This is a genomic window from Telluria sp. AC161, assembly GCF_979258535.1.
The window spans coordinates 4,407,463-4,430,117 of sequence record NZ_OZ409861.1; the positions used below are offsets into that span (position 1 = coordinate 4,407,463).

At 65.5% G+C, this 22,655-nt stretch carries 26 protein-coding genes; 9 read left to right on the forward strand and 17 right to left on the reverse strand.

What is annotated here, in order from left to right; all coding sequences use genetic code 11:
* Nucleotides 1-209: 209 nt before the first annotated feature.
* From lipA to ACZ0AJ_RS19640, 7 genes are all read right to left on the reverse strand, one after another.
* Complete coding sequence (gene lipA, locus ACZ0AJ_RS19610; protein ID WP_499456083.1) at nucleotides 210-1,202, reverse strand: lipoyl synthase; 993 nt, start codon at nucleotides 1,200-1,202, stop codon at nucleotides 210-212.
* The gene (lipB, locus tag ACZ0AJ_RS19615) at nucleotides 1,199-1,906 is read right to left on the reverse strand and encodes a lipoyl(octanoyl) transferase LipB (RefSeq protein ID WP_183554970.1); all 708 of its coding nucleotides are present in this window, start codon (nucleotides 1,904-1,906) and stop codon (nucleotides 1,199-1,201) included. Before lipB ends, lipA begins: the two co-directional genes overlap by 4 nt.
* A 15-nt stretch (nucleotides 1,907-1,921) precedes the next feature.
* On the reverse strand, nucleotides 1,922-2,188 hold the full coding sequence (locus tag ACZ0AJ_RS19620) for a DUF493 family protein (RefSeq protein WP_183554968.1): 267 nt from the start codon (nucleotides 2,186-2,188) through the stop codon (nucleotides 1,922-1,924).
* A gap of 82 nt (nucleotides 2,189-2,270) precedes the next feature.
* On the reverse strand, nucleotides 2,271-4,241 hold the full coding sequence (locus tag ACZ0AJ_RS19625; protein WP_499456084.1) for a DUF6600 domain-containing protein: 1,971 nt from the start codon (nucleotides 4,239-4,241) through the stop codon (nucleotides 2,271-2,273).
* Between the two features lie 114 nt (nucleotides 4,242-4,355).
* A complete protein-coding gene (locus ACZ0AJ_RS19630; protein WP_183554964.1) occupies nucleotides 4,356-4,994 on the reverse strand; it encodes a LysE family transporter in 639 nt (212 codons plus the stop codon).
* Between the two features lie 114 nt (nucleotides 4,995-5,108).
* Complete coding sequence (locus ACZ0AJ_RS19635) at nucleotides 5,109-5,396, reverse strand: HU family DNA-binding protein (protein ID WP_183554962.1); 288 nt, start codon at nucleotides 5,394-5,396, stop codon at nucleotides 5,109-5,111.
* An 89-nt stretch (nucleotides 5,397-5,485) separates the two neighbouring features.
* The gene (locus ACZ0AJ_RS19640) at nucleotides 5,486-5,695 is read right to left on the reverse strand and encodes a BrnA antitoxin family protein (RefSeq protein WP_183554960.1); all 210 of its coding nucleotides are present in this window, start codon (nucleotides 5,693-5,695) and stop codon (nucleotides 5,486-5,488) included.
* A 47-nt stretch (nucleotides 5,696-5,742) separates the two neighbouring features.
* Between ACZ0AJ_RS19640 and ACZ0AJ_RS19645 the strand changes: the two genes are divergently transcribed.
* From ACZ0AJ_RS19645 to ACZ0AJ_RS19655, 3 genes are read left to right on the forward strand one after another with little or no spacing between them, the layout of a single operon-like run.
* Nucleotides 5,743-5,919 (forward strand): hypothetical protein, encoded by a 177-nt coding sequence (locus tag ACZ0AJ_RS19645; RefSeq protein WP_499456085.1) that lies wholly within the window; start codon nucleotides 5,743-5,745, stop codon nucleotides 5,917-5,919.
* Nucleotides 5,898-6,830, forward strand: coding sequence for a DUF808 domain-containing protein (locus ACZ0AJ_RS19650; protein ID WP_499456086.1), 933 nt, complete (start codon nucleotides 5,898-5,900; stop codon nucleotides 6,828-6,830). The genes ACZ0AJ_RS19645 and ACZ0AJ_RS19650 overlap by 22 nt, the downstream gene beginning before the upstream one ends.
* 1 nt (nucleotide 6,831) lies before the next feature.
* Nucleotides 6,832-7,692, forward strand: a complete 861-nt coding sequence (locus ACZ0AJ_RS19655; protein WP_499456087.1) for an oxygenase MpaB family protein — start codon at nucleotides 6,832-6,834, stop codon at nucleotides 7,690-7,692.
* A 7-nt stretch (nucleotides 7,693-7,699) separates the two neighbouring features.
* Here the strand turns inward: ACZ0AJ_RS19655 and ACZ0AJ_RS19660 are convergent, their stop codons facing one another.
* Nucleotides 7,700-8,173 (reverse strand): hypothetical protein, encoded by a 474-nt coding sequence (locus tag ACZ0AJ_RS19660; protein WP_183554952.1) that lies wholly within the window; start codon nucleotides 8,171-8,173, stop codon nucleotides 7,700-7,702.
* 36 nt (nucleotides 8,174-8,209) lie between these two features.
* On the opposite strand from ACZ0AJ_RS19660, the gene ACZ0AJ_RS19665 reads away from it, so the two are divergent.
* On the forward strand, nucleotides 8,210-9,499 hold the full coding sequence (locus tag ACZ0AJ_RS19665; protein WP_499456089.1) for an SDR family oxidoreductase: 1,290 nt from the start codon (nucleotides 8,210-8,212) through the stop codon (nucleotides 9,497-9,499).
* 26 nt (nucleotides 9,500-9,525) lie between these two features.
* Nucleotides 9,526-10,551: a zinc-dependent alcohol dehydrogenase family protein gene (locus tag ACZ0AJ_RS19670; RefSeq protein ID WP_499456090.1), complete on the forward strand. Its 1,026-nt coding sequence runs from the start codon at nucleotides 9,526-9,528 to the stop codon at nucleotides 10,549-10,551.
* On the opposite strand, the gene ACZ0AJ_RS19675 is transcribed toward ACZ0AJ_RS19670, so the two are convergent.
* The 3 genes from ACZ0AJ_RS19675 to ACZ0AJ_RS19685 form a co-directional block, all read right to left on the reverse strand.
* Nucleotides 10,552-11,328 carry a glutaminyl-peptide cyclotransferase gene (locus ACZ0AJ_RS19675; protein WP_332531210.1) on the reverse strand — a complete coding sequence of 259 codons (777 nt, stop codon included), beginning with the start codon at nucleotides 11,326-11,328 and terminating at the stop codon, nucleotides 10,552-10,554. It lies immediately after the preceding gene.
* A gap of 66 nt (nucleotides 11,329-11,394) precedes the next feature.
* Nucleotides 11,395-11,814 carry a DUF6644 family protein gene (locus tag ACZ0AJ_RS19680; RefSeq protein ID WP_499456091.1) on the reverse strand — a complete coding sequence of 140 codons (420 nt, stop codon included), beginning with the start codon at nucleotides 11,812-11,814 and terminating at the stop codon, nucleotides 11,395-11,397.
* Between the two features lie 80 nt (nucleotides 11,815-11,894).
* A complete protein-coding gene (locus tag ACZ0AJ_RS19685) occupies nucleotides 11,895-12,242 on the reverse strand; it encodes a DUF6152 family protein (protein WP_499456092.1) in 348 nt (115 codons plus the stop codon).
* A gap of 143 nt (nucleotides 12,243-12,385) precedes the next feature.
* Between ACZ0AJ_RS19685 and ACZ0AJ_RS19690 the strand changes: the two genes are divergently transcribed.
* On the forward strand, nucleotides 12,386-12,895 hold the full coding sequence (locus tag ACZ0AJ_RS19690) for a GNAT family N-acetyltransferase (RefSeq protein WP_499456094.1): 510 nt from the start codon (nucleotides 12,386-12,388) through the stop codon (nucleotides 12,893-12,895).
* Here ACZ0AJ_RS19690 and nfsB read toward each other — a convergent pair.
* The 5 genes from nfsB to ACZ0AJ_RS19715 all read right to left on the reverse strand — a co-directional run bounded on the left by nfsB (nucleotide 12,888) and on the right by ACZ0AJ_RS19715 (nucleotide 17,078).
* On the reverse strand, nucleotides 12,888-13,541 hold the full coding sequence (gene nfsB / locus ACZ0AJ_RS19695; RefSeq protein WP_499456096.1) for an oxygen-insensitive NAD(P)H nitroreductase: 654 nt from the start codon (nucleotides 13,539-13,541) through the stop codon (nucleotides 12,888-12,890). The two genes, ACZ0AJ_RS19690 and nfsB, sit on opposite strands and share 8 nt — an antisense overlap.
* 69 nt (nucleotides 13,542-13,610) lie before the next feature.
* Nucleotides 13,611-14,618, reverse strand: a complete 1,008-nt coding sequence (locus ACZ0AJ_RS19700) for a zinc-binding alcohol dehydrogenase family protein (protein WP_499456097.1) — start codon at nucleotides 14,616-14,618, stop codon at nucleotides 13,611-13,613.
* A 457-nt stretch (nucleotides 14,619-15,075) separates the two neighbouring features.
* Complete coding sequence (locus tag ACZ0AJ_RS19705) at nucleotides 15,076-16,131, reverse strand: Xaa-Pro dipeptidase (RefSeq protein ID WP_499456099.1); 1,056 nt, start codon at nucleotides 16,129-16,131, stop codon at nucleotides 15,076-15,078.
* Entirely contained in the window at nucleotides 16,061-16,381 is a 321-nt protein-coding gene (locus ACZ0AJ_RS19710; protein WP_499456101.1) for a hypothetical protein, read from the reverse strand. The genes ACZ0AJ_RS19705 and ACZ0AJ_RS19710 overlap by 71 nt, the downstream gene beginning before the upstream one ends.
* Nucleotides 16,382-16,460: 79 nt before the next feature.
* Entirely contained in the window at nucleotides 16,461-17,078 is a 618-nt protein-coding gene (locus ACZ0AJ_RS19715) for a LysE/ArgO family amino acid transporter (RefSeq protein WP_499456103.1), read from the reverse strand.
* Nucleotides 17,079-17,173: 95 nt separating this feature from the next.
* Here ACZ0AJ_RS19715 and ACZ0AJ_RS19720 point away from each other — a divergent pair, with 95 nt between their 5' ends.
* Together ACZ0AJ_RS19720 and ACZ0AJ_RS19725 are read left to right on the forward strand one after the other, a co-directional pair.
* Nucleotides 17,174-17,551, forward strand: a complete 378-nt coding sequence (locus tag ACZ0AJ_RS19720; protein ID WP_499456104.1) for a LysR family transcriptional regulator — start codon at nucleotides 17,174-17,176, stop codon at nucleotides 17,549-17,551.
* The gene (locus tag ACZ0AJ_RS19725; protein WP_499456105.1) at nucleotides 17,448-18,074 is read left to right on the forward strand and encodes an ArgP/LysG family DNA-binding transcriptional regulator; all 627 of its coding nucleotides are present in this window, start codon (nucleotides 17,448-17,450) and stop codon (nucleotides 18,072-18,074) included. Before ACZ0AJ_RS19720 ends, ACZ0AJ_RS19725 begins: the two co-directional genes overlap by 104 nt.
* Before the next feature lie 85 nt (nucleotides 18,075-18,159).
* Here ACZ0AJ_RS19725 and ACZ0AJ_RS19730 read toward each other — a convergent pair whose 3' ends face one another.
* A complete protein-coding gene (locus tag ACZ0AJ_RS19730) occupies nucleotides 18,160-20,424 on the reverse strand; it encodes a PhoX family protein (RefSeq protein WP_499456106.1) in 2,265 nt (754 codons plus the stop codon).
* A gap of 234 nt (nucleotides 20,425-20,658) precedes the next feature.
* On the opposite strand from ACZ0AJ_RS19730, the gene ACZ0AJ_RS19735 reads away from it, so the two are divergent.
* Complete coding sequence (locus tag ACZ0AJ_RS19735) at nucleotides 20,659-22,644, forward strand: PAS domain-containing hybrid sensor histidine kinase/response regulator (protein WP_499456108.1); 1,986 nt, start codon at nucleotides 20,659-20,661, stop codon at nucleotides 22,642-22,644.
* The last annotated feature ends 11 nt before the right edge of the window (nucleotides 22,645-22,655 follow it).

Consider the following 22,655-nt stretch of genomic DNA (forward strand, 5'->3'; position numbering starts at 1 on the left):
GTCACTATATCGCGGCGGCGGCTAACGCACCGCGCGGGTGCCACTTTTCACCAGCGCAAAAACGTCGTCCCCGCGGAGGCGGGGACCCAAGCTTTGCATGCGTTACCGCGATGCTGGAAAACTTGCGATCCCCGCCTGCGCGGGGACGACGTGCATAACGTAACTGAAACGGATGCCCTGAGGCTCGCCGTTCTTTACTGCGCAAGGCTTTACGCTGCCACGCCCGCGTTGTGCGCCTGCTGGTCGGCGTGATACGACGATCGCACCATCGCACCAACCGCCGCGTGCACGAAGCCCATTCCGTAGGCTTTTTGCTCGAACATCTTGAAAACGTCCGGGTGCACGTAGCGGCGCACTGGCAGGTGCGAATTGGTCGGCGCCAGGTACTGGCCGATGGTGAGCATGTCGATGTCGTGGTCGCGCATGTCCTGCATGACTTGCAGGATTTCTTCATCGGTCTCGCCCAGGCCGACCATGATGCCCGACTTGGTGACTGCACTCGGGTACATCTTCTTGAAGTCGCGCAGCAGCACCAGCGAGTGCGTGTAATCGGCGCCCGGACGGGCTTCCTTGTACAGGCGCGGCACGGTTTCCAGGTTGTGGTTCATGACGTCGGGCAGGCCGTCGGCGAAGATGTTCAGTGCTTTTTCGAGGCGGCCGCGGAAGTCGGGCACCAGCACTTCGATCTTGGTGCCCGGGCTCGAGGCGCGCGTTTTCTGGATGCACTCGACGAAGTGGCCAGCGCCGCCGTCGCGCAGGTCGTCGCGGTCGACCGACGTGATCACGACGTACGACAGGCGCAGCGCCGCGATGGTCTTGGCCAGATTGGCCGGCTCGTTGATGTCGAGCGGGTCCGGACGGCCGTGGCCGACGTCGCAGAACGGGCAGCGGCGGGTGCACTTGTCGCCCATGATCATGAACGTCGCGGTGCCCTTGCCGAAGCATTCGCCGATGTTCGGGCAGCTTGCTTCTTCGCACACGGTCACCAGGTTGTTGGCGCGCAGGATGTCCTTGATTTCGTAGAAGCGCGACGAGGCGGTGGCCGCCTTGACGCGGATCCAGTCGGGCTTTTTCAGGCGCTCCATCTCCGCGATCGGCACGATCTTGATCGGTATGCGCGAGGTCTTGCTGGCGCCTTTTTGCTTTTCGCTGGCGTTGTAGGCGGCTGCGGCGGCGACGCCGGTATCGATTTCGGAAGTCATAGGCTCGTTGCCCTCGCGGGGCTGTCAGTTGGTTTGTTCGGGTCTGGCTGGACGCCCTCGGGTGCCAGCTGATCGACCAGGGCCTGGGCCAGCGCCCGCTGTACATCGTGCAGCGGCGCCTCGACGCCCATCGTGCGCATATCGACTGTGACCAGTCCGGAGTAACCGCACGGATTGATCCAGGTGAACGGGGCCAGGTCCATCGCCACGTTCAGCGATACGCCATGGTAGGTGCAACCATTGCCGCGTACTTTCAGGCCCAGCGCAGCGATCTTGGCGCCTTTGCGCGGACCGTCTGCGATATAGATGCCGGGTGCACCGGCAACGCGCTCACCGCCAAGATTATACGCCCCTAACACATCGATCACCGCCTGTTCGATTTTTTCCACAAACTGGCGCGCGTACAGCTTGCCGCCCGGCTTGTTGCGGCGCAGGTCCATTAACAGATAGATCACGACCTGGCCCGGCCCATGGAAGGTCACCTCGCCGCCACGGTCGGTCTGGATCACCGGAATGTCGTGCGGGGCCAGCACGTGCTCGCGGTCGGCGCCCAGGCCCAGCGTGAACACGGGCGGGTGCTCGACAATCCACAGCTCGTCGCGCGACTCGGGCGTGCGCGCATCGGTGAAGGCACGCATCGCCGCGAAGGTGGGCTCGTAGTCGGCCTGGCCGAGTTCACGAATCAGGGGGGAGGTCGCTGACATCGGGGACGAACGCCGTTACAGGACCATCTTGACCATCGGATGCGTCGACAGCGTGCGGTACACCTCGTCGAGCATTTCGCGGCTGGTCGCGCGGATGGTCACGGTCAGGCCCGTGTAGTTGCCCTTGGCCGACGGCCGGGTTTCGAGCTTGCTCTCGTCGAAGGTCGGATCGAGCTGGGTCACCAGCGCCACGATGGTCGGGGCGAAGTCGATGTGGCTCGCGCCCATCACCTTGATCGGAAAGTCGCTCGGGTATTCGATGAGGGAATCTTTGGGGTCCATGACTGTAATCCTGTGCAAAAGCGCATTGTAGCCAATACCGGCGGTTTCGCCCTGAGGGTGGGCTGAAAACCGCCGGTACCGGTCAGCGCTCCACGCGCGACACGCCGCGCGCGTCGGTATTGGCGCGCTGGTCGTTGTTGCGCTGCGCCGGGGTAAAGGCCGGTGCCGACGGCTGCGGGCGCGGCGCCGGTGGCGCCACCATCTGCGGTGGCGCGGCAGGGCGCGGCGGCGCGTTCAGCATCGCAGCAGGCTCGGGACGCGGCTGTGGGCGAGATTCGGGACGCGATTCGGGACGAGATTCCGCCCGCGGGTCTGGCCGCGCAAACGCCGGCGCATTGGTCGACATGACAGGTTGCCGCTGAATGCGTTCGGCCTGCTCGCGCATGCGTTCGCGCCCCATCCGCTCCCGGTCGTTGCGCTCGACCTGGAAACGCATGCGATCCATCTGGTTGCGGTTCTCGAATTCGCGCCCCATGCGTTCGCGCTCGCCCTGTTCGCGCAGCGCCCGCTCCTGGCCATCCATGCGCTCGCGCGCCAGCCGCTCGCCGTTATTGCGTTCGCGCGTGAGCCGTTCCTGCTCGCCGCGTTCGCGCGCCTGCTGCTCGAACTGCATGCGGTCAAGAGCAGGGCGCTCGAGGGTTGGGCGCTCGAGGCCAGGGCGCTCAAAGGCTGGGCGTTCGACGCCGGTCTGCCCGCCATTCGCGCGCTCGAGCAGATCGCGCCGGTCGCGGTTCCAGCCGGGGCGCGCCACCAGCGGCGGCGGCGGCGCGCTACCCGGCGTGCCCGACACCAGCTGCTCCGGACGATTCGGGCGCGGCGCACGCGGGACGATCACCGGACCGCGCCCGCCGAACTGCTCGCGCGGCACGACGGTCAGGCCATTGTAGCGACCTGGCTGCTGTTGCTCGCGGCGGGTGGCGTGGCGCCAGTCGTTCAGGCGGCGCAAGCGTTCGCTCGACAGTCGATACCCTGGCACATAGCGGTCATACGGGCTGAGTGGATACCAGCCATGCGCCGCCAGGTTGTGCGACTGGAAGCCCACATTCCAGTTGCTGCCGCCGACCCAGCCGACCAGCGCCGGCGACCACACGGGGCGCCGCTCGAGACGGCCCGGCGCCCAGGCCCAGCGATTGCGCACCTGCACCCAGCGTCCGTAGTGGAAGGGCGCGTAACCCCACGGCGCATTGTCGACCCAGGTCCAGCCCCACGGGGCGATGAAGGTCCAGCTGCCGTCGCGGTAGGGCGTCCAGTCGGCGGCCACCTGCGGGGTCCACAGGCTGCCGTAATCCGAACTCGTGCTCCAGCTGCCGTAGCGGTCGAGTTCTTCGTAGCCGGTCATCTCGGTGCCGATATGGCGCGAGGATTGCGCTGCCACCAGGGCCTGGTCGCGCGTGAGCGACCAGTCGTCGAAGTTGTCGCGCTGCGCCTGCAGCGTGCGCACATCCTCATCGCGCACCTGGGCCGCGCGCCCGCCACGCACGGTCAGACTGGCGCCGGCGCCGTCCACCTGTGCTTCGCCATCGAGCACGCTCACGAGGCTCGTATCGCGCTCACGCTCGGCGTCCACACGCAGGCGCCCCGGCTGTGTCAGGCGCACGGTGGCTTGCGCCGTGCGCAATTCGAATTCGGGCACGACGTCGACGTTCAGCACGCGCACGCTGACGCTGCCGTAATGCAGGCGCAGGCGCAGGCTGTCGTCGTCCAGCTCCGTGACCTCGAGCGAGCTGTCGCCATCGAGCCGGATGGCGGTGGAGCCGATCCGCAGCTCGGTGCGCGCACCAGGCGCGGTGGAAATCAGGTTGCGCGACGTGATCGGCGAGTTCAGTTGCGCCGGGGACGATTCGGCCCCAACGTCGCCGCCGATGTCGACCTTGCCCTGGACCAGCGAGATGCGCCCGGCCCGGCCCGGGGCCTCGGCCAGTTGCGTCTCGTCCTGAAACTCTGCCTGGCCCTGTTCGAGCGCGTCAGTCTGCAACACCGTTTGCGCGGGCACGGACGTGGAAAACGCCGCCAGTACGAGCAATGCGGCGGTCGGGGCGAAACGAGGGGTCATGGTAGTGCTCCGGAGGGGGAACGCGGACGGAAAGCGACAAGTGCATTACAACGCGCGCCCGCTGACCGGGCAACGCGGCTTACAAACAGTTGCATCTGCCGGCAGACCGGCGTGTCAGCCCGGATGACGCTTGACGAAAAACAGCATCGAGCCGATCACCACCAGCACGCCGCCGAACACGCGGTTCTGCAGTTTCATGTGGCGCGGATCGCGCATATAGCGCTGCATCGACGCGGCCAGCGCCGCGTAGCAGTGCATGACGACCGAATCGATGACGACCATCGTCACGCCCAGGATCGCCAGTTGCGTGAGCAGCGGGGCGTCTTTTGAAATGAACTGGGGCAGCACCGCGACCATGAAGATGATGCCCTTCGGGTTGGTGGTGTTGGTCAGGAAGCCCGTCAGCACGCGGCGGCCGAACGGCGGGTGCGCTTCCAGGCCGACGGTCGATGCGGCGGGGCCGGGCGCAGGCGCGGCGCGCCACTGGCTCACGCCCAGGTAGATCAGGTACAGCGCGCCGACCACCTTGACGATCGTGAAGGCAACCGAGGATGCCAGCAGCAGCGAGCCGACACCGGCGCCGGCGATGATCAACACCAGTATCAGGCCGAGTTGCAGGCCCAGCACCGTGGCGCTGGCTTTCTTGAGGCCATAGGCCAGACCGTGCGACATCGACAGCACCGCGCCGGAACCGGGCGAAATGGCGATCAGGGAACCGGCGATGACGAAGGCGATCCAGGTGGCGAAGCTCATGGTGGCGGGTAGAAAATGGGGAACAGCGGGGAGGGTGGACGACGGGACGTTACTGCATCAGCCTCGCGCGCGCGACCCGCACAGGGGCCGCGGCACAAGGCCGTGGGATGGTGCTTACTTCTTTTTGGTCGGGTTGACCGATGCCTTCAGGGTCGCGCCAGCCGAGAAACGCGGGCTCTTCGACGCCGCGATCTTGATCACTTCGCCGGTGGCAGGATTGCGGCCCTTGCGTGCAGCGCGCTTCGTCACCGAGAAGGTGCCAAAGCCGGTGATGCCGACCGTGTCGCCTTTTTTGAGGCGCTCGGTGATGATCTCGATGATCGTGTTCACGGCCACGCCAGCGGCAGCACCGGACATCTCGGTACGCTTCGCGAATTCTGCGATCAGTTCGCCTTTTTTCATAAATCCCTCCGGGGTTAAAAGAGCGGGAAGATTAGCATAAATATTGCCAAGTGTAATGCCGCGCCAGGAGGGAAATCTGCAAGGAAGCCTTATGCGACGCCGGTTTCGCCAATTGGACCGTTCAAACGGTTGCGCAGCGCGGCGTTGATCAGGGTCTGGTATCCGGTGCCGCAACGCTCGGACAGGGTGCGAAATTCGTTGAGGACTTCGTCGTCGAGATAGATGGTGATGCGGGTCTTGCGCTTGGGAGGACGGACACGGCGAACGGGAGCTGCGGCCTGGATCGAATCGGTGTTCATGGGATCTCCTTGATGGGGGACGAGGCTGCAGCACCGCAACCTTCAGCATGAACGATACGTACAGCGCATCCGGCGCGCGCGGCAAAAGCGACGAGATGCAGATTGGCGGGGTTGAAACGCAAAAACCGGCGCTGAACCGTGTAGGTACTTTACGGCGCCTCGGTTACTATCATTGCAACTTAATTTTGAAGGAGCACGACCCATGGCTGGAGCAAGTTTACTGACCCTATTGGACGATATTGCCGCCGTCCTCGACGACGTTGCCGTAATGAGCAAGGTCGCCGCCAAGAAAACCGCCGGCGTCCTGGGCGACGACCTGGCGCTCAATGCGCAGCAAGTCACGGGCGTGCGCGCCGAGCGCGAACTGCCCGTGGTCTGGGCCGTGGCCAAGGGCTCGTTCGTCAACAAGGCGATCCTGGTGCCGGCCGCGCTGGCGATCTCGGTATTCCTTCCGTGGCTCATCACGCCGCTCCTGATGATCGGCGGTGCCTTCCTGTGCTTTGAGGGCGCCGAAAAACTCGCGCACAAATTCCTGCACAGCGCCGAAGAAGATGCACAGCACAAGGCTGCGCACGTGGCGGCGGTGGCCAATACCGAAGTCGACCTGGTCGCGCTGGAAAAGGAAAAGATCAAGGGCGCCGTGCGCACCGACTTCATCCTGTCGGCCGAGATCATCGTGATCTCGCTGGGCACCCTGGTGGGCGTCGCATTCGGCCAGCAGGTCGCGGTGCTGGTGGCGATCGCCATCCTGATGACGATCGGCGTGTACGGCCTGGTGGGCGCCATCGTGAAGATGGACGATGCGGGTCTGTACCTGAGCAAGAGCCAGAACGGCGCCGCGCGCGGTCTGGGCAAGGGCTTGCTGGCGTTCGCGCCGCGCCTGATGAAGGTGCTGTCGGTGGTCGGTACGGCCGCCATGTTCATGGTCGGCGGCGGCATCATCGCCCACGCCATCCCTGCCGTGCACCACTTCGCGCAAAACATGGCTGCCAGCGTGGCTGACGTACCGGCCATCGGTGGCGTGCTGGCGTTCCTGGTTCCGACTCTGGTCGACGCGCTCGTCGGCGTGCTTGTAGGCGCGATCATCGTCGCTGTCGTGACGCTGGTGCAGCGCATGCGGGGCAAGAAAGGCTGACGTGCTGGCGCAGCTGCGGGCATTGATGCAACCACCGGCCGGCATGGCGTTCGACTTCAGCCAGCCGGCCGGCGAACCGGCGCTGGCGCCGGCCGGCGGCATCACCTGGCAGGTATTCGCCAACCCGGTCGCGCTGTTCATCGGCGGGGTGACGGCAGTGCTGCTCGAACTGGCCGAACCGTCGGTGCGCACCGGCGTCTGGGACCACAGCAGCTTCCGGCGCGACCCGGGCCTGCGCCTGCGCCGCACCGGCTTTGCCGCGATGATGACGGTGTACGGCCCCCGCTCGGCGGCCGAACAGCTGATCGCGAACGTGGTACGCATCCACCGCCACGTGCAGGGCACCACGCCGGACGGCGTGCCCTACCACGCGAACGATCCGCGCCTGCTCGACTGGGTCCAGGCCACGGCCACCTTCGGCTTTACCGAGGCGTATCACCGCTACGCGCGCCGTTTGTCGGCGCCTGAAAAGGATGCGGCGTTCGCCGAAGCGCAGCCTGCGGCGCGCTTGTATGGCGCGACGGGTGCGCCGCGCTCGTGGGCCGAGTGGGAAGCCATGCTGGCGCGCATTGCGCCCGGGCTGGAAGAGTCGGCCATCCTGGCCGATTTCATTCGGATCATGGGCGAGGCGCCGATCCTGCCGGCGCCCCTGCGGCCGCTCCAGCGTTTGCTGGTACGCGCCGCCATCGAGATCACACCGGAGCCGGTGCGCTCATTGCCGCAACTTCGCGGCCACGGCCTGCGCCTGGGCGAGGCCACGCTGGTGCGGGCCCTGACGCGCGGCGCCGGCTTGCTGCCACTGGGCGACACGCCACCGGCGCAAGCCACCCGGCGGCTGGCGACAGCCAGGCCGCACCACTAACACACCATTACTTCGGCGGCTGATTACGCCGCAAGAACATCGAGCCCAGCGCCATGCCGACGGCAATCGACGTGTAGACCACGCCCAGCGATTTGTTCGACAGGCGTTTCTGGTACCCCGGCTGCAATGGCCGTGGCGTCAGCTTGTGGTCGGTGAAGGCGGCGAAGGCCGACGTTGCCGCTGCCGAGGCCAGGACGGCCGACGGGTTCTTCTGATCGAGGACGCCGCCCATCACACGCTCGAACACCAGCGCCCAGACCGTGGCGCTGGCATGATGAATTAACAGGCCGGGCACCGTGTAGCGCAGCGAGAAGCGGTCGCGGAAGCTGGCCTTGCGACCGTGCACATAGTGACTGACAGCATTGGTTGCGGCATAGGGGCTGCCGGTTTCTTTCTTTGCGACCAGCGCCATGGCGACCGTCGAGACAATACTCGAGGCCGCACCGGAGACGAGTGCGCGCTGTATTACCGTATATTTCATACAATCCTCTTTTCGATCGCGTAAAGGGAACATCGGATGCGGATTTTGCTGACGGGTGCAAGCGGGTTTGTTGGGCAACACTTGTTGCAAGCGTTGCTGACCGAAGGCCACCACGTCGTCTGTGCGGTGCGTCATCCCGAAACGAGCGACGACCCGCGCCTCAGCTATATCCATGCTGATTTCACTAACGATAACAATAAATCAACCTGGCTGTCGCGCCTCTCGGGAATTGACGCCGTGATCAACACGGTCGGCATTTTTCGCGAGAGCGGCCGCCAGACGTTTGTCCGCCTGCACAAGGAAACGCCGCGCGCCCTGTTCGCCGCCTCCGCCGAATCGCATGACGTGCAGATGGTGGTCCAGCTGTCCGCGCTGGGGGCCGACCGCGAGGGTACGACGCCGTATCACGTGTCCAAGCGCGAGGCCGACGACTACCTCGCATCGCTGCCGCTGCGTTCCTACATCGTTCAGCCGTCGCTCGTGTATGGCCGCGACGGCGGCAGCGCGCGCGCCATGCGCACGCTGGCCAGCATGCCGTTCACGCTACGCTTCGGCGACAAGCCGCAGCTGGTGCAGCCGATCCACATCGACGACCTGGTAGCGGCCATCATCGGCCTGTTCAAGCACCGGCTGCCGATGGCGCCGGACGGCGGCGCGACGATGCGCGTGCCGCTGGTAGGGCCGCAGGCGATGCCCTTCACCGAGTACCTGGCCACGCTGCGCCGCGCAATGGCGATGGGCCGCCAGCCGGTACTGCACTTGCCCGGGCCGGTGGCCCGCTTCGCGGCCGGCGTCGCAGGGCTGCTGCCTGGTTCGCTGCTGGATCGCGACGCGCTGAAGATGCTCGATCACGACAACAGCGCCGACGCGACGCTCACGGCCAACCTGATCGGCCATCCGCCTCGGCCGGTCAGTGCCTTCATCCAGGACGCCGAGTGCGAGCGCGCGCGCGCCAAGCTTGGCTGGCTGCTGCCGGTCCTGCGTTACAGCATTGCTGCGGTCTGGATCATCACGGCGATCGTCTCGCTCGGCCTGTTCCCGATCGAGGACAGCCTGGCGCTGCTGGCACAGGCGGGCGTGCCGCCGGAGCTGCAACTGCCCGCGCTGTATGGCGCGGCGGGCCTGGATCTGCTGCTGGGACTGGGCACGCTGTTCCTGCCGCGGCGACGCTGGCTGTGGGTGACGCAATTTGGCCTGATCGGCGTGTACAGCGTCGTGATTGCGTCGATGCTGCCGCAATTTCTGGTCCATCCGTTCGGGCCCCTGATCAAGAACCTGCCGCTGCTGGCGGCCATCTGGCTGCTGTACCACCTCGATGAAAAATAACGATTTCAACTGACATAGGAGCACCCATGCGGGCTTACCAAATTCTTCACGGCGCCAACATCGACGGCCTGCAAGCCATCGACTATCCGGTGCGCGACCTTGGCCTGGGCGAAGTGCGCATTCGCGTGCACGCCGTTGCGCTCAACTACCGCGACCTGATGGTCGCGGCCGGGAACTACCTGGTTTCGGTCGACGATCCGATCATCCCGTGCTCGGACGGTGCCGGCGAAGTGCTGGCCGTCGGGCCGGGCGTCACGCGCGTGCAGGTGGGCGATCGCGTGGCCGGTTCGTTCTTTCCGTTCTGGCACGAGGGCGCACCCACGCCCGCCAAGATCCGCAATGGCCTGGGCGGCGACATCGACGGCATGCTGGCCGAAGAAGTCGTGCTGCACGAGGATGCGCTGGCGATTGTCCCGGCAGGCCTGAGCTTCATCGAAGCGGCCACGATGCCCTGCGCAGCGGTCACCGCGTGGAATGCCATCTTCGTCTCGAGCAATCACGTCAAGCCCGGCGACACCGTGCTGCTGCTGGGGACGGGCGGCGTGTCGATCCTCGGTCTGCAACTGGCGCGCGCCGCCGGCCTGCGCACGATCGTGACCTCGTCGAGCGACGAGAAGCTGGCGCGCGCACGCGAACTGGGTGCACATCACACGATCAACTACACCACGATCCCCGAATGGCAGGACGAAGTGCTTCACCTGACCCATGGCGTGGGTGCGCAGGTGGTGCTGGAAGTGGGCGGCCAGGGCACGGTGAACCGGTCAGTGGCGGCAGTGGCGATGGGCGGCACGGTGGCCATCATCGGCGGCGTGAGCGGCTTTGGCGGCGAGGTCAATCCGGCGACGTTGCTGGCCAGCGCCAAGCGCCTGGTGGGCGTGCACGTGGGCAGCCGCGCGATGCTGGAAGACGTGATGCGCTTCGTCGACGCCAGCGGCGTCAAGCCGGTGATCGATCGCGTGTTCCCATTCGACCAGGCGCAGGACGCGTATCGCTATCTGGCGTCCGGTGCGCACGTCGGCAAGGTCGTGATCGACGTGACCAAAGCCGCGTAATCAGCGGCGCAGGCGTGGCACCAGCTCGATTTCAAACAGCTTGGGCCACAGCTTGCCGGTGACGAACAGGCGCTTGCCTTTGTCGTCCCAGGCGATGCCGTTCAGGACGGCGTCGACGGATGTGGTGCCGCGCGCTTCCGGCGGCAGCAGGCCGGTCAGGTCGATCAGGCCAAGGACTTTGCCGCTGTCGGGATCGATGCGCAGGATGAGGTCTGTCCCCCAGACATTCGAATACAGCTCGCCGTTCACGAATTCGAGCTCGTTCAGGCGTGGCACCGGCTGGCCCTCGGCCGTGACCTGGATGCGGCGCAGCTCCTTCATCGTCTTGGGATCGAGGATGCGGATGGCGGCGCTGCCGTCGCTCATGTACAGCTGCTTGGCGTCGCCCGCCAGGCCCCAGCCTTCGCCCTCGTACTTGAATTGCTGTTTGAGCTTGAAGGTCTTGAGGTCGAACACGTAGCCGACCTGCGACTGCCAGGTCAGGCCGACCAGGGTATTGCCGACTGCGGTGGAGCCTTCGCCGAACACGTTGGCCGGCAGATCGGCCTTCTGCACCACCTTGCCCGTCTTGATGTCAACCTTGCGAATCGTCGAGTGGCCGATCTGGCCCGTGCTTTCGTACAGGTAGCCATCGCGGTAGGACAGACCCTGCGTGAACGCTTGCGGATCGTGGGGGTAGGTGTTCTTGACGACGAAGCCGTAGACCGGCGGCGCAGCGTGGGCGCTGCTGGCGACGACAAGGGCGGCGATGGCAAAGGTGGTGAGCTGTTTCAGCATGGCGGGTCGGGAAGAAAGCGGCAGGAGACTGTAGCACGAAGGCCGGGCGGCTGTTCGAGAGGCTTGCTACACATACGCCAGCAGCCGTCCGCAAGCGATGACGGCGACCCAGAGCAGCAGCGACAGGGCCGCATGCAATCGGGCGCGCAGCGGCGCTTTGGCGGGCCAGCGTGCGGCCGTGCGCCAGGGCCCGACGTGGAACGCCAGCGCATTGCAACCCGCGGCACCGATCAGCGCCAGCTTGAGCAGAAAGGCCCGGTTATCCAGTAGCTCGGGCTGGGTCGAGAACAGCAGCACGCCACTGGGCACGATCAGCAGCAGTGCGGCCCACGACCAGGGTAGCAGGTGGCGCGCCAGCGCCTGCACGGGCAGCGCCTCACCCGGCCGCGCAGGCCCGAAGCCGAGCAGGCGCAGGTCGAACATGGCAACCGCGCCGACCAGCACCGTGAAGCCCACGATGTGGACGATCTCGACAAGCGGGTACAACCAGGCGCCGTCGCGCAGGGCTTGCGCCGGCGGGGTCGCTGCGAGCCACGCCGCCGCCGCCGCTGCCGCGTACGCGGCGCTCAGCGCAGCTCCGTGACCTTGTCGCCCACCGTGATGCGTTCAGCGCGCAGTTCGGCAGGCTTGGTACGGTTGGGATAACCGACGACGGTGACGGTGCCGCCGACGGCCAGCATGTCCCTGGCCAGGCCGCGGTTTTCCATCCGGCTGGGTGGCGCCAGCACGACGAGCCAGGTTTTGTCCGGCGTCTTGAGGCGGACGTAGCCGTGAGGCTGGCGGTAACCCGATTCCTCGATGGTTCCGGTCAGCTGCTGCGGGCGGGTGGCGTCGTACTCGCTCCAGCCGTGGTGGGCGGCGGCGCTGGCGGACATGGCCAGCAGCAGGGCGGCCAAAGCAGGTGTGCGTTTCATGGGCGACTCCGGTGAAGGTGACTCGACGAATGCAGCGCCAGCATATGCCTGTGGCGGGGAGGCGGGCGCACGGTTTCTGCGCAGGTTTCGTTAGGTACGGGCGCGTGTACGATGTGCTGTCATCAACGCATCAGGAGTGGATCATGCTGATATGCCGCGCGGCCACCGCAGCCGATCTTGCGGCCTTGTGGCTGCTACGCACACGGGCCGTGCGGGCCAGTTGCGCGGCGCACTATCCGGCGACGGTGATCGAGACCTGGTCCGCCAGCGCGCCGCCGGCGTCACTGGCGGTGCTGGTGAATCTGGGGAGCGCCGTGGTAGCGGAAGAAGACGGCGCGCTGGCAGGCTTCGCGGTGCTCGACCTGGCCAGTGGCGAAGTCGATGCGGTGTTTGTCGATCCGGCGCATCAGGGACGCGGGATCGCGCTGGACATGCTGCGCCGGCTGGAAGTGCTGGCGCAGGAACGGGGCGTGCAGCGCCTGTTCCTGTCGGCGTCGCTCAATGCGGTGGCGTTCTATCAGCGCGCCGGCTTCGTGCGGGTACGCGACGAGGTGTACGCGCATCGCAGCGGGATCGGCATCGCGTCCGTGTTCATGGAAAAGATGCTGTCATCCGCTTGCGATGGCGGGGTAGTGCGGGGAGCGGTCAGATGAAGGTGAACGTCGCTTCCTGCGTCAGGCGCGACTTCGGCAAGCCCGCATTGAAGTCGGCTGACGACGAGTAACCGAAGCTCACCAGCACCAGGCTGGTCAAGCCTTTCTCGTTCAGGCCGAATTCGGCGTCGAGGATCTTCTGGTCGAAGCCTTCCATCGGCGTCGCATCGATCTCCAGCGTGGCTGCGCCGACCAGCGCGGTGCCCAGCGCCAGGTAGACCTGCTTCTCGAGCCACTGGGCGACGTCCTTGGTGCCGTAGCGGTGCTGGTTGACATAGCCGCGGCGGGTGGCGTCCTGGCCGGCGCGCGCCTGCGCGTCGCGGAAGCGCCCGTCGCGTTCTTCCTGCTCCAGCACTGCGTCCAGGTGTGCTTCGTCCATGTCGACGCGGGCGCACAGCACGATCACGTGCGATGCATCGTTGACCTTGGCAGCGTTGTAGACGTAGCCGCCCTGGGTCGCCTTGGCAATGCGCGCGCGGCCTTCGGGCGTGTTGGCGACGATGAAGTGCCATGGCTGCGAGTTGACCGACGACGCGCTGTTACGCAGCAGGTCATACACTTGCTGCATCACTTCTTCGGGGATGCGACGCTCGCTATCGTAGGCTTTGGCGGTATGGCGCTTCTTGGCGGCCGACAGAATGTCCATGGTGTTCCTTTCGCTTTCGCTGGGTGATCGTGGGATTTTTCAATCCCACGATGGTAAGCGATTCCGGCGTCAGAAGTTTTCGAGGACGATTTTTCCGATCGCCTTGCCGCTTTCGATCAGCGCATGCGCGCGGCGCAGGTTGTCGGCCGTGATCGGGCCGAAGTGCTCGCCCAGGGTCGTCGTCAGGCGGCCATCATCGACCATGTCGGCCACGCGGTTCAGCAGCTCGTGCTGGCGCACCATGTCGGGTGTGCCGAACAGTGAGCGCGTGAACATCAGCTCCCAGTGCAGCGAGATCGACTTGCGCTTGAGCGGCACCGCGTCGAGCGTGGCCGGATCGTCGATCAGCGCCAGCTGGCCCTGCGGCGCGAGGGCTTCGATGATGTCGGCGTAGTGATGATCGGTGTGCGTCAGGCTGATGACGATGTCGACCTGGTCGAAGCCCAGTTCGGCCAGCTGCGGCTGCATCGGGCGCGTGTGGTCGACGGTATGGTGCGCACCCAGTTTGGTGACCCACGCGCGCGTGGCATCGCGCGATGCGCTGCCGATGACGGTGAGGCCCGTGAGCTGGCGCGCGAGCTGGATCAGGATCGAGCCAACACCGCCGGCCGCGCCGATGACCAGCAGCGACTTGCCGGCCCCGCCGCCTTCGGGCACGCGCAGGCGGTCGAACAGCAGCTCCCAGGCCGTGATCGACGTCAGGGGCAGGGCCGCCGCTTCGGCAAAGCCAAGCGTACGGGGCTTCTTGCCAACGATGCGCTCATCGACCGCCTGGGACTGGCTGTTGGAGCCGGGGCGAATGAGCGATCCGGCATAAAACACCTCATCGCCCGGCGCGAACAACGTGACGCTTTCACCAACCGACTGCACGACGCCACTGGCATCCCACCCGAGCACACGCGGCTCAGTCACCGCCACGCCAAGGCGGATCTTGGTATCGACCGGATTGACCGACACCGCGCGCACCTCGACCACCACATCATGCGGCCCCGGCTCCGGCATCGCCATTTCCATCTCGACAAGCGCCTTCGGGTCCTCAATCGACAACCCATTCTGCGTATAAACAATTGCTTTCATTTCTTCTCCTAAAACCAAACAATGAGGGTCAGAGTCGAATTGTTTGACAACTTCAGTTAATCAATTTCTTATTAATTCGACTCTGACCCTAATTAATTGGCAAGACATAAAGCCAAGCTCAGGATTAAAGCCAGATCGAACGGAAATTGGATCAATTGTTCATTAATTCTACTCTGACCCTAATTATTTAAAGGGGTGATACGGCATAAAACTATGCCTGTAAGATACTAATTTAAATCAGGAAATTAAAGCATCTCTGACCGTATAAAATTCAAATAAAACAATTAGGGTCAGAGTCGAATTGTTTGTCAATTTTTGAAAATAAATTGAAAATTAATTCGACTCTGACCCTAATTAAAGCTGGCACATATTCAAGTGATTCGATACTGTTGACGCTGCAACATTTACTGGCTTGATATTGGGCTATTGCTCATTAATTCTACACTGACCCTCATTGTTAGGGGGTGAGGCGTTTGACGATGAGGCCGTTCTGGATGACGACGGCGGGGGCTTCCAGCAGGCGGACGTTGACGGTTGGGTCGCCTTTGACGGCGACGAGGTCGGCGTAGCGGCCGGGTTCGATGATGCCGACGTCTTTGCGTGCCAGTGCTTCGGCGGCGTTGATGGTGGCGCTCTGGATTGCTTGCAGTGGCGTCATGCCGTACTGGACCATCACGGCGAACTGCTTGCCGTTGCCGCCGTGCGGGTGGACGCCGGCGTCGGTGCCGAACACCATTTTCACGCCGGCTGCATGTGCGCGCTTGAAGTTCTGGCGCTGCAGTTCCGTCACTTCGCGGTCCTTGCGCAGATTGTCTTCCAGCACGCCATTCTTCTTGCCCTCAAGCGCCGTGTAGCTGCCGTTGTAGATGTCCATCGACAGCCACGCGCCGTGCTTCTTGGCCAGGGCGATGCCTTCGTCGTCGATCAGGCTGGCGTGCTCGATCGTGTTCACGCCGGCGCGGATGGCGTCCTTGATGCCGGCGGCGCCGTGCGCGTGGGCGGCGACCTGCAGGCCCCACTGGTGCGCTTCTTCGACGGCTGCGCGCAGTTCGGCGAGGTTCATTTGCTGCTGGCCCGGCTCGGTGTTGCGCGAGAAGACGCCGCCTGTGGCGCATACCTTGATGACCTGGGCGCCGTACTTGCGCAGCGAGCGCACCGACTTGCGCACTTCGTCCGGACCGTCGGCGTTGTACGGGCCTTTCTGGTCCATCGATGGCGGGAAGTAGGTGCTGTCGCAGTGGCTGCCGGTCGGGCCGAACGACCAGGCGGCGGGGATGATGCGCGGGCCGCGCACCTTGCCGGCGTCGATCGCCTGGCCCAGGCCGACGTCGTTCCAGTCGGCCGAGCCGAGATTGCGCACGGTGGTGAAGCCCGCGTCGAGCGTCTTGCCCGCATGGACCACGGCCAGCGCCGACCAGAAGCGGTCGTTGTATTCGAGGTTGCTATAGCCGCCATAGGTGGGGTCGGAATCCAGGTGGACGTGCATGTCGATCAGGCCGGGCAGCAGCGTCATGCCGGGCAGGTCGATGCGCGTGGGGGCTTCGCCAGCGGCTGCCGCTCCCCCCTGCGCCACCCGCGCGCCCGATGCTGACGACTTTACCGTCGCGCACCAGGATTTCGGGCTTGTCGATCATGCGCCCGGTTTTCACGTCCAGCAGCCGCTCGGCGCTGATGATGACGTCGGCGGCGTGTACGCCGGACCAGCCCACGGTGGCCATGCACAGGGCCATCAGTTTCAGTGCCAAACGGTTCTTGCGGTTCAAGCCAGCTCCTTGAAAATTGAATGGACAAAATGCAACTTTACACCGCCCTGAACCCGGTCCATTCACTTTTTTTGCAGCCTCACGCGTCGAGCACGAGCAGCACCGCCAGCACCAGCATCACAGCCCCCGTCAGCGCCTCGATCACGCGCCACACCCCAGGGCGCGCCAGCGTCGACGCGAAGCGCCGCGCCCCCAGCCCAATCGCCGAGAACCACAACGCGGACGCCGTGATCGCCCCTAGCGCAAACGAACTGCGCTCGCTTGCGGCCAGGCCGCTGCCGACCGCCCCCAGCAGCACGACAGTGTCCAGATACACGTGCGGATTGAGCAGCGACAGCGCCAGCACGGTCGCCAGCGCCGCGCCCAGCGTCTGCGCCTGCGCAGCCCCGTCGCCAGACAGGGTCGCGCCGCCACGCCAGCTGCTCGACCAGCAGCGCAGCCCGTACCAGACGAGGAATGCCGCGCCGCCGTAGCGCGCCAGCGGCATCAGGACCGGCGACGCTTCGATCAGCGCGCCCAGGCCACTGGTGCCGGCCGCGATGAGGATCGCATCGACGACGATGCAGGTGGCGACCGTCGGCAGCACGTGCCGGCCCCGCACCGCGGTGCGCAGCACGTGCGCGTTCTGGGCGCCGATGCCCATGATGAGACCAGCGCCCAGGCCCAGCCCCTGAAGATAGATCTGTTGCGAGAACATGGCAGCCTTTCGTGCGAAAGCCGCCACTATTCCAGTCCACACGATCTACTTCAATTATATTCATGATTATTCAGGCTACGTAAGAAACGCTAATCATGAAGCTCGATCCTCGCCGCAGCGCCGCCTTCCTCGCTGCCATCGATGCCGGCAGCCTGGAAGCCGCCGCCGCCCAGCTCAGGATCACGCCATCGGCCGTCTCGCAGCGCATCTCGGCGCTGGAGCAGGACATGGGCACGCCGCTGCTGGTGCGCAGCAGGCCCTGCCGCCCGACCGCACCCGGTGCGCGGCTGCTGCAATACCTGCGCCGCTCCACGCTGCTCGAATCGGAGTTCCTGGCCGAGATGACGGGCGATCCGGGCCCAGGCGCGCGTGACGCTCGCGGTCAACAACGACACGCTGGCAACCTGGTTGCTGCCGGTGCTGGCGCCTATCCTGATCGACGAACAGCTGCTGGTCGAATTCATCCTCGATAACCAGGGCCACACGTTTTCGCTCCTCGAAGGCGGCCACGCGGTGGCCTGCATCTCGGGCGAGCCGGAACCGATGCGCGGCTGCAGCGCGAGCCTGCTCGGCGTGATGCGCTACCGGCTGGTGGCCTCGCCCGCGTTTGTGCAGCGCTGGTTCCCGGCCGGGATCACGCGCGCTACCGCGCAGGTCGCGCCGCTGATGGTCTTCGATCGCAAGGATGCGATGCAGTCGTCGTTCCTGCTCACGCAATTCGGCCTGCCGGACGGCGCGTATCCGTTTCACTACGTGCCATCCAGCGATGCGTTCGCGGAAGCGGTGCGCCTGGGTCTGGGCTACGGCATGCTGCCGCACGAGCAGTGCGCGGCGCTGTTGCAGACCGGCGCACTGGTCGACCTGACCCCCGCCATCGCGCACGACGTGCCGCTGTACTGGCACGCGTGGCGCATCCAGCCACCGCGCCTCGAGCGCATGGGTGCGGCGCTGCTCAAGGCTGCCAGCAAGGCGCTGCTGCCGCTCGCGCCGCCTTGAATCATGCGAGCAGGCGCCACAACGAAAAAAGGCCGGCTGCACAAGCAGCCGGCCCCTCAGGTCAGGCACACCTCAGATCAGGCGATCACGAACCGATGCGGCCACCGTCGTTCTTGGTGATGACCAGCGTTGCCGAACGCGGACGCTTGCCCGCGCCGTAACCGGCGTTGGCTGGCCACTGGCTCGTGTACTTGGTCGGGTCGCCGATATTCGCAGCAGCCGTGGTTTCGCCCGGGTGCTGGATGTTGACGAACAGCGCCTTGCCGTCCGGGGTTTCGGCGATGCCGGTCAGCTCGCAGCCTTTCGGGCCCACCAGGAAGCGCTTGAGCGTGTCCGGCGTGGCGGCCTTGCCGACGTAGGTGTCGATGTTCACGACAGAGCCGTCGGCCTTCGCGTTTGGCACGGTGACCTTCTTGCCGTCGCCGACGGTGCCTGGCAGGCCGGCGAGCATCATGCAGTTGGTGACGTCGGTGTAGGCGCCATCGTCGGTCTGGAACCAGCAGATGCCGGTCGAGACGGTGAAGGACATGCCGTCCGGGCTCGAGAAGTCCTGGTCCGCGGAGAGACCCGACAGGTTGATCGTGCTTGCAGCGGCCGCTGCTTCTGCGCCGAACAGGTACACGTCCCAGCTGAAGGTGGTGGCGGTCGAACCGGCGGCATCTTCCTTCATGCGGATGATGTGGCCGTTCGGGTTGCCCGGCTGGGCGGTGGTGCCCTTCATGTCGGTGTAGGCGCGCGGGTTGGCCGCGTCCAGGCCCATCTGGCTCGAGCCGCTTGGCTCGGCGCGGCGGTTGCTGTTGTTGGTCAGCGTGTAGTAGATCTCGCCGTTGGTCGGATTGACCGAGCACCATTCAGGGCGGTCCATCTTGGTCGCGCCGACGGCATCGGCCGCCAGGCGGGCGTTGACGAACACGTCGGCCTGGTCGGCAAACTTGTAGGTGGCGTAGCCGGCAATCGCTGCGTTGGCGATGTTCAGTTCGATCCAGCTGCCCTTGCCGTCGGCGTTGAACTTGGCCACATACAGCTTGCCGCTGTCGAGGTATTTGTCGCCGGTGGCGATACGGTCGGTAGCCACCGCATCGGCCGGATTCCACGGTGCGCTCGAGACGAATTTGTAGATATACTCGCCGCGCGAATCGTCACCCATGTAGATGGCCAGCGGCGTACCGGCCAGCAGGCGGCCGAAGGCAGCGCTTTCGTGGGCGAAGCGGCCCAGCGCGGTGCGCTTTTTCAGTGGGCGGGTCTTGTCGTAGGCATCCATCTCGACGATGTAGCCTTCGCCGTTGAGTTCATTGCGATAGTCATCGCTGCCGTCGACCGACGTACCCTTCTTGCTGATGTTCCAGCGTGCGTACTTGTCGTCCGTGCCGCCCGTTTCCCAGCCGTGACGCGAGGCCGCGCCCTGCGCCACGCCGTAGCGATTGAGCGATGCGACGCTCTTGTCGCCGCGCGCCGCGTTGTCGGTGGCCGAGCGGGTGAAGTAGCCGGCCCAGTTTTCTTCGCCCGACAGATAGGTGTTCCACGGGGTGCGGCCGGTGCCGCAGTTGTTGAGCGTGCCGCGGAACTTGGTGCCGTCCGGCGAGTACTTGGTCTTGACCAGCGCATTGCCGCGCACCGGGCCCGAAATCTGAACTTCGGTCTGCTGGTGCACGCGGCGGTTGAAGTTCGAATTCTGCAGGTATTCCCACTTGCCGTTGGTGGTGCGCACTTCAACGATGGACAGGCCATGCAGCGCCATCTCCTTGTCGACTTCCAGCGCAGGGCGCGGCAGCGTATTGGTGCCGCCATTGGCGTGCACGAAGAACGAGGCCAGGCCTTCGTTGGTGGTCGCTTCGTGGTTCATGGCCAGCAGGCCGCGCGTGACGCCGGTGGTCGAGACGGCGCCGTCGGCGGACAGCGAGAAGAATTCCATGCCGTCGTGGTGGTCGCCCGCGCGGTTCTCGAAATCGGTGTCGGTGCCGTCGTTCTTGTAGGCTGGGGTGCCAGCCGCGAGCGGGTCGCCCAGTGCATAGATCACGCTGGCGGTATAGCCGGCCGGGACAACGACGGTGTCAGCCAGGCTCTTGCCGACGGCGGTGAAGCCGAGCAGCTTTTCGACCGGCGCCGGCGGCGGCGTGGTAACCACTGGCGGTGGGGCAGCCGTGACAGGATCATCATCCGAACCGCCGCACGCGGTCAGGCCGAAGGTGCTCAGCAGCGCGGTGGCGGCCGTGGCGGCGCCGCCGCGCAGCATGTTGCGGCGGCTCAGGCGGGCGTTCATGACAGTGCTGAATTGCTCGTTCGACGAAGTATTCAGGTCGATATCGTCATGGTCGATGCCATGGCGGGCGAGATCGGTCGGCTTGTTCACGGGATGGATCCTGTATTTGTTGTGGGGATAAGGGAAAGCCCGTGAATAGTAGTAAGGCAAGATGACGCCGGCGTGACAGTTTGGTCACAGTTTGATGACATGAGGGGAAATACGCCCATCCCGGATGCACGACGTATGCATCATTACTGCAAGTTTGCGGCGATCTGGGTAAAATTTCCTGTTGAAATTGTTTTAACGCTCTCCGTGTCTGGAGACATAGCCGGAAGGTCATACATGCAGGAACCCCGCGACACCATGCCGGCACAGGACGCCGTTTCCTTCGGCTGGGCATTGTTCGAAGCCATCCCCGACTGCGTGAAACTGCTCGACACGGATGGCACGATCCTCGCAATGAACTGCAATGGCCGCAGCGCGATGGAAATCGACGATGCCGATCTGCTGCATGGCCAGCCCTGGATGGCGTTCTGGCCGGCCGCGTCCCACGACGCCGTGCGCGCGGCGCTCGAGACAGCGCGCGCCGGCGGCACCGGCCACCTCGTTGCTGCCTGCCCTACCGCCAAAGGCACGCCCAAGTGGTGGGACGTGATGGTCACCCGCACTGCCAGCGGCGACGGCCTGCGCGCCCACCTGCTCGTGATCTCGCGCGACATCACGCAGCAGCGCAATGCCAGCGAGGAGCGCGAACAGCTGCTGCACCAGCTGCAGGCCGCGAACATCGAAAGCAAACGGGTGGTCGAGCAGCTGCGCGCCAGCGAAGAGCGCTACCGCACCCTGTTCGACTCGGTCGACGAAGGCTTCTGCATTTTCGAGATGCTGTTCGACGAGGCGAACCGGCCCGTCGACTACCGCTTCCTCGAGATGAACCCGACCTTCCAGGCGCACACCGGCCTGAAAGACGCCGTGGGCCGCACCGCGCGCGAGATGCTGCCGGGACTCGACGACTTCTGGTTCGACACCTATGGCCGCGTGGCGCTCACGGGCGAGCCGGTGCGCTTCGAGAACGAGGCGCCGGCCATGAACCGCTGGTTCGATGTCTACGCAACCCGCATTGGCGGCGCGGACAGCCGCAAGGTGGGACTGCTGTTCAACGACATCTCGGCGCGCAAGCAGTCCGAATCGACGCTGCGGCGCCTGGCCGACGACCTGGCCGAGGCCGACCGCCGCAAGACCGAATTCCTGGCCACGCTGGCGCACGAGCTGCGCAACCCGCTGGCGCCGATCAGGAACGGCCTGTCGGTCATGCGCATGAGCGGCGACAATCCGGCAGCCATGGCGAAGGTGCGCGACATGATGGAGCGCCAGGTCGGCCACATGGTGCGCCTGATCGACGACCTGCTCGACATCGCCCGCATCAGCGGCGGCAAGCTGGAACTCAAGCGTCAGCGCACCGACCTGGCCGCCATCCTGGCCAGCGCGGTCGAAACGAGCATGCCGCTGATCGAGGCAGGCCAGCATGCATTCACGCTCGACGTGCCCGATGCGGCCCTGCCGGTCGACGCCGACGCCACCCGCATCGCGCAGGTGGTGGCCAACCTGCTCAATAACGCGGCCAAGTACACGCCACCGGGCGGGCAGATCGCCCTGTCGGCGCAGCGCGATGGCCTTGATGTCGTGATCACGGTGCGTGACAGCGGCGTGGGCATCGCGGCGGATGCGCTGGCCGGCGTGTTCGAGATGTTCAGCCAGATCGGCCGCACGGTCGACCGCTCGCAGGGCGGGCTGGGCATCGGCCTGTCGCTGGTGCGGCGCCTGGTGGAGATGCATGGCGGCTCGGTCGCCGCCACCAGCCCCGGCGCCAATGCCGGCAGCATCTTCACGGTGCGCCTGCCATTGGCCGCCGAGGCAGTACAGGCCGCGCCCGCGCCAGGCGAACCTGCGCCGGCGCTTGATAACGCGGCCGGTGGCCTGAAGGTGCTGGTGGTGGACGACAACGTCGATGCGGCCGTGACGCTGTCGATGATCCTGGAGATGTCGGGCTACACGGCGAAGGTCGCGCACGATGGCTACGAGGCGCTGGCCGTCGCGCAGGCGTTCGGTCCGCGCGTGGCGTTTCTGGACATCGGCATGCCGGGCATGAGCGGCTACGAGACGGCGCGTGCGATCCGCGCCACGCCGGGCCTGGAAGACATCGTGCTGGTGGCGCTGACCGGCTGGGGCGCCGAGAGCGACCGCCAGCGCTCGAACGAGGCGGGGTTTGACCACCACCTGACCAAACCGGTGCAGCTCGACGTGGTCGAGGCGCTGCTGGCGGGCCTGTAACACCGGCGCCC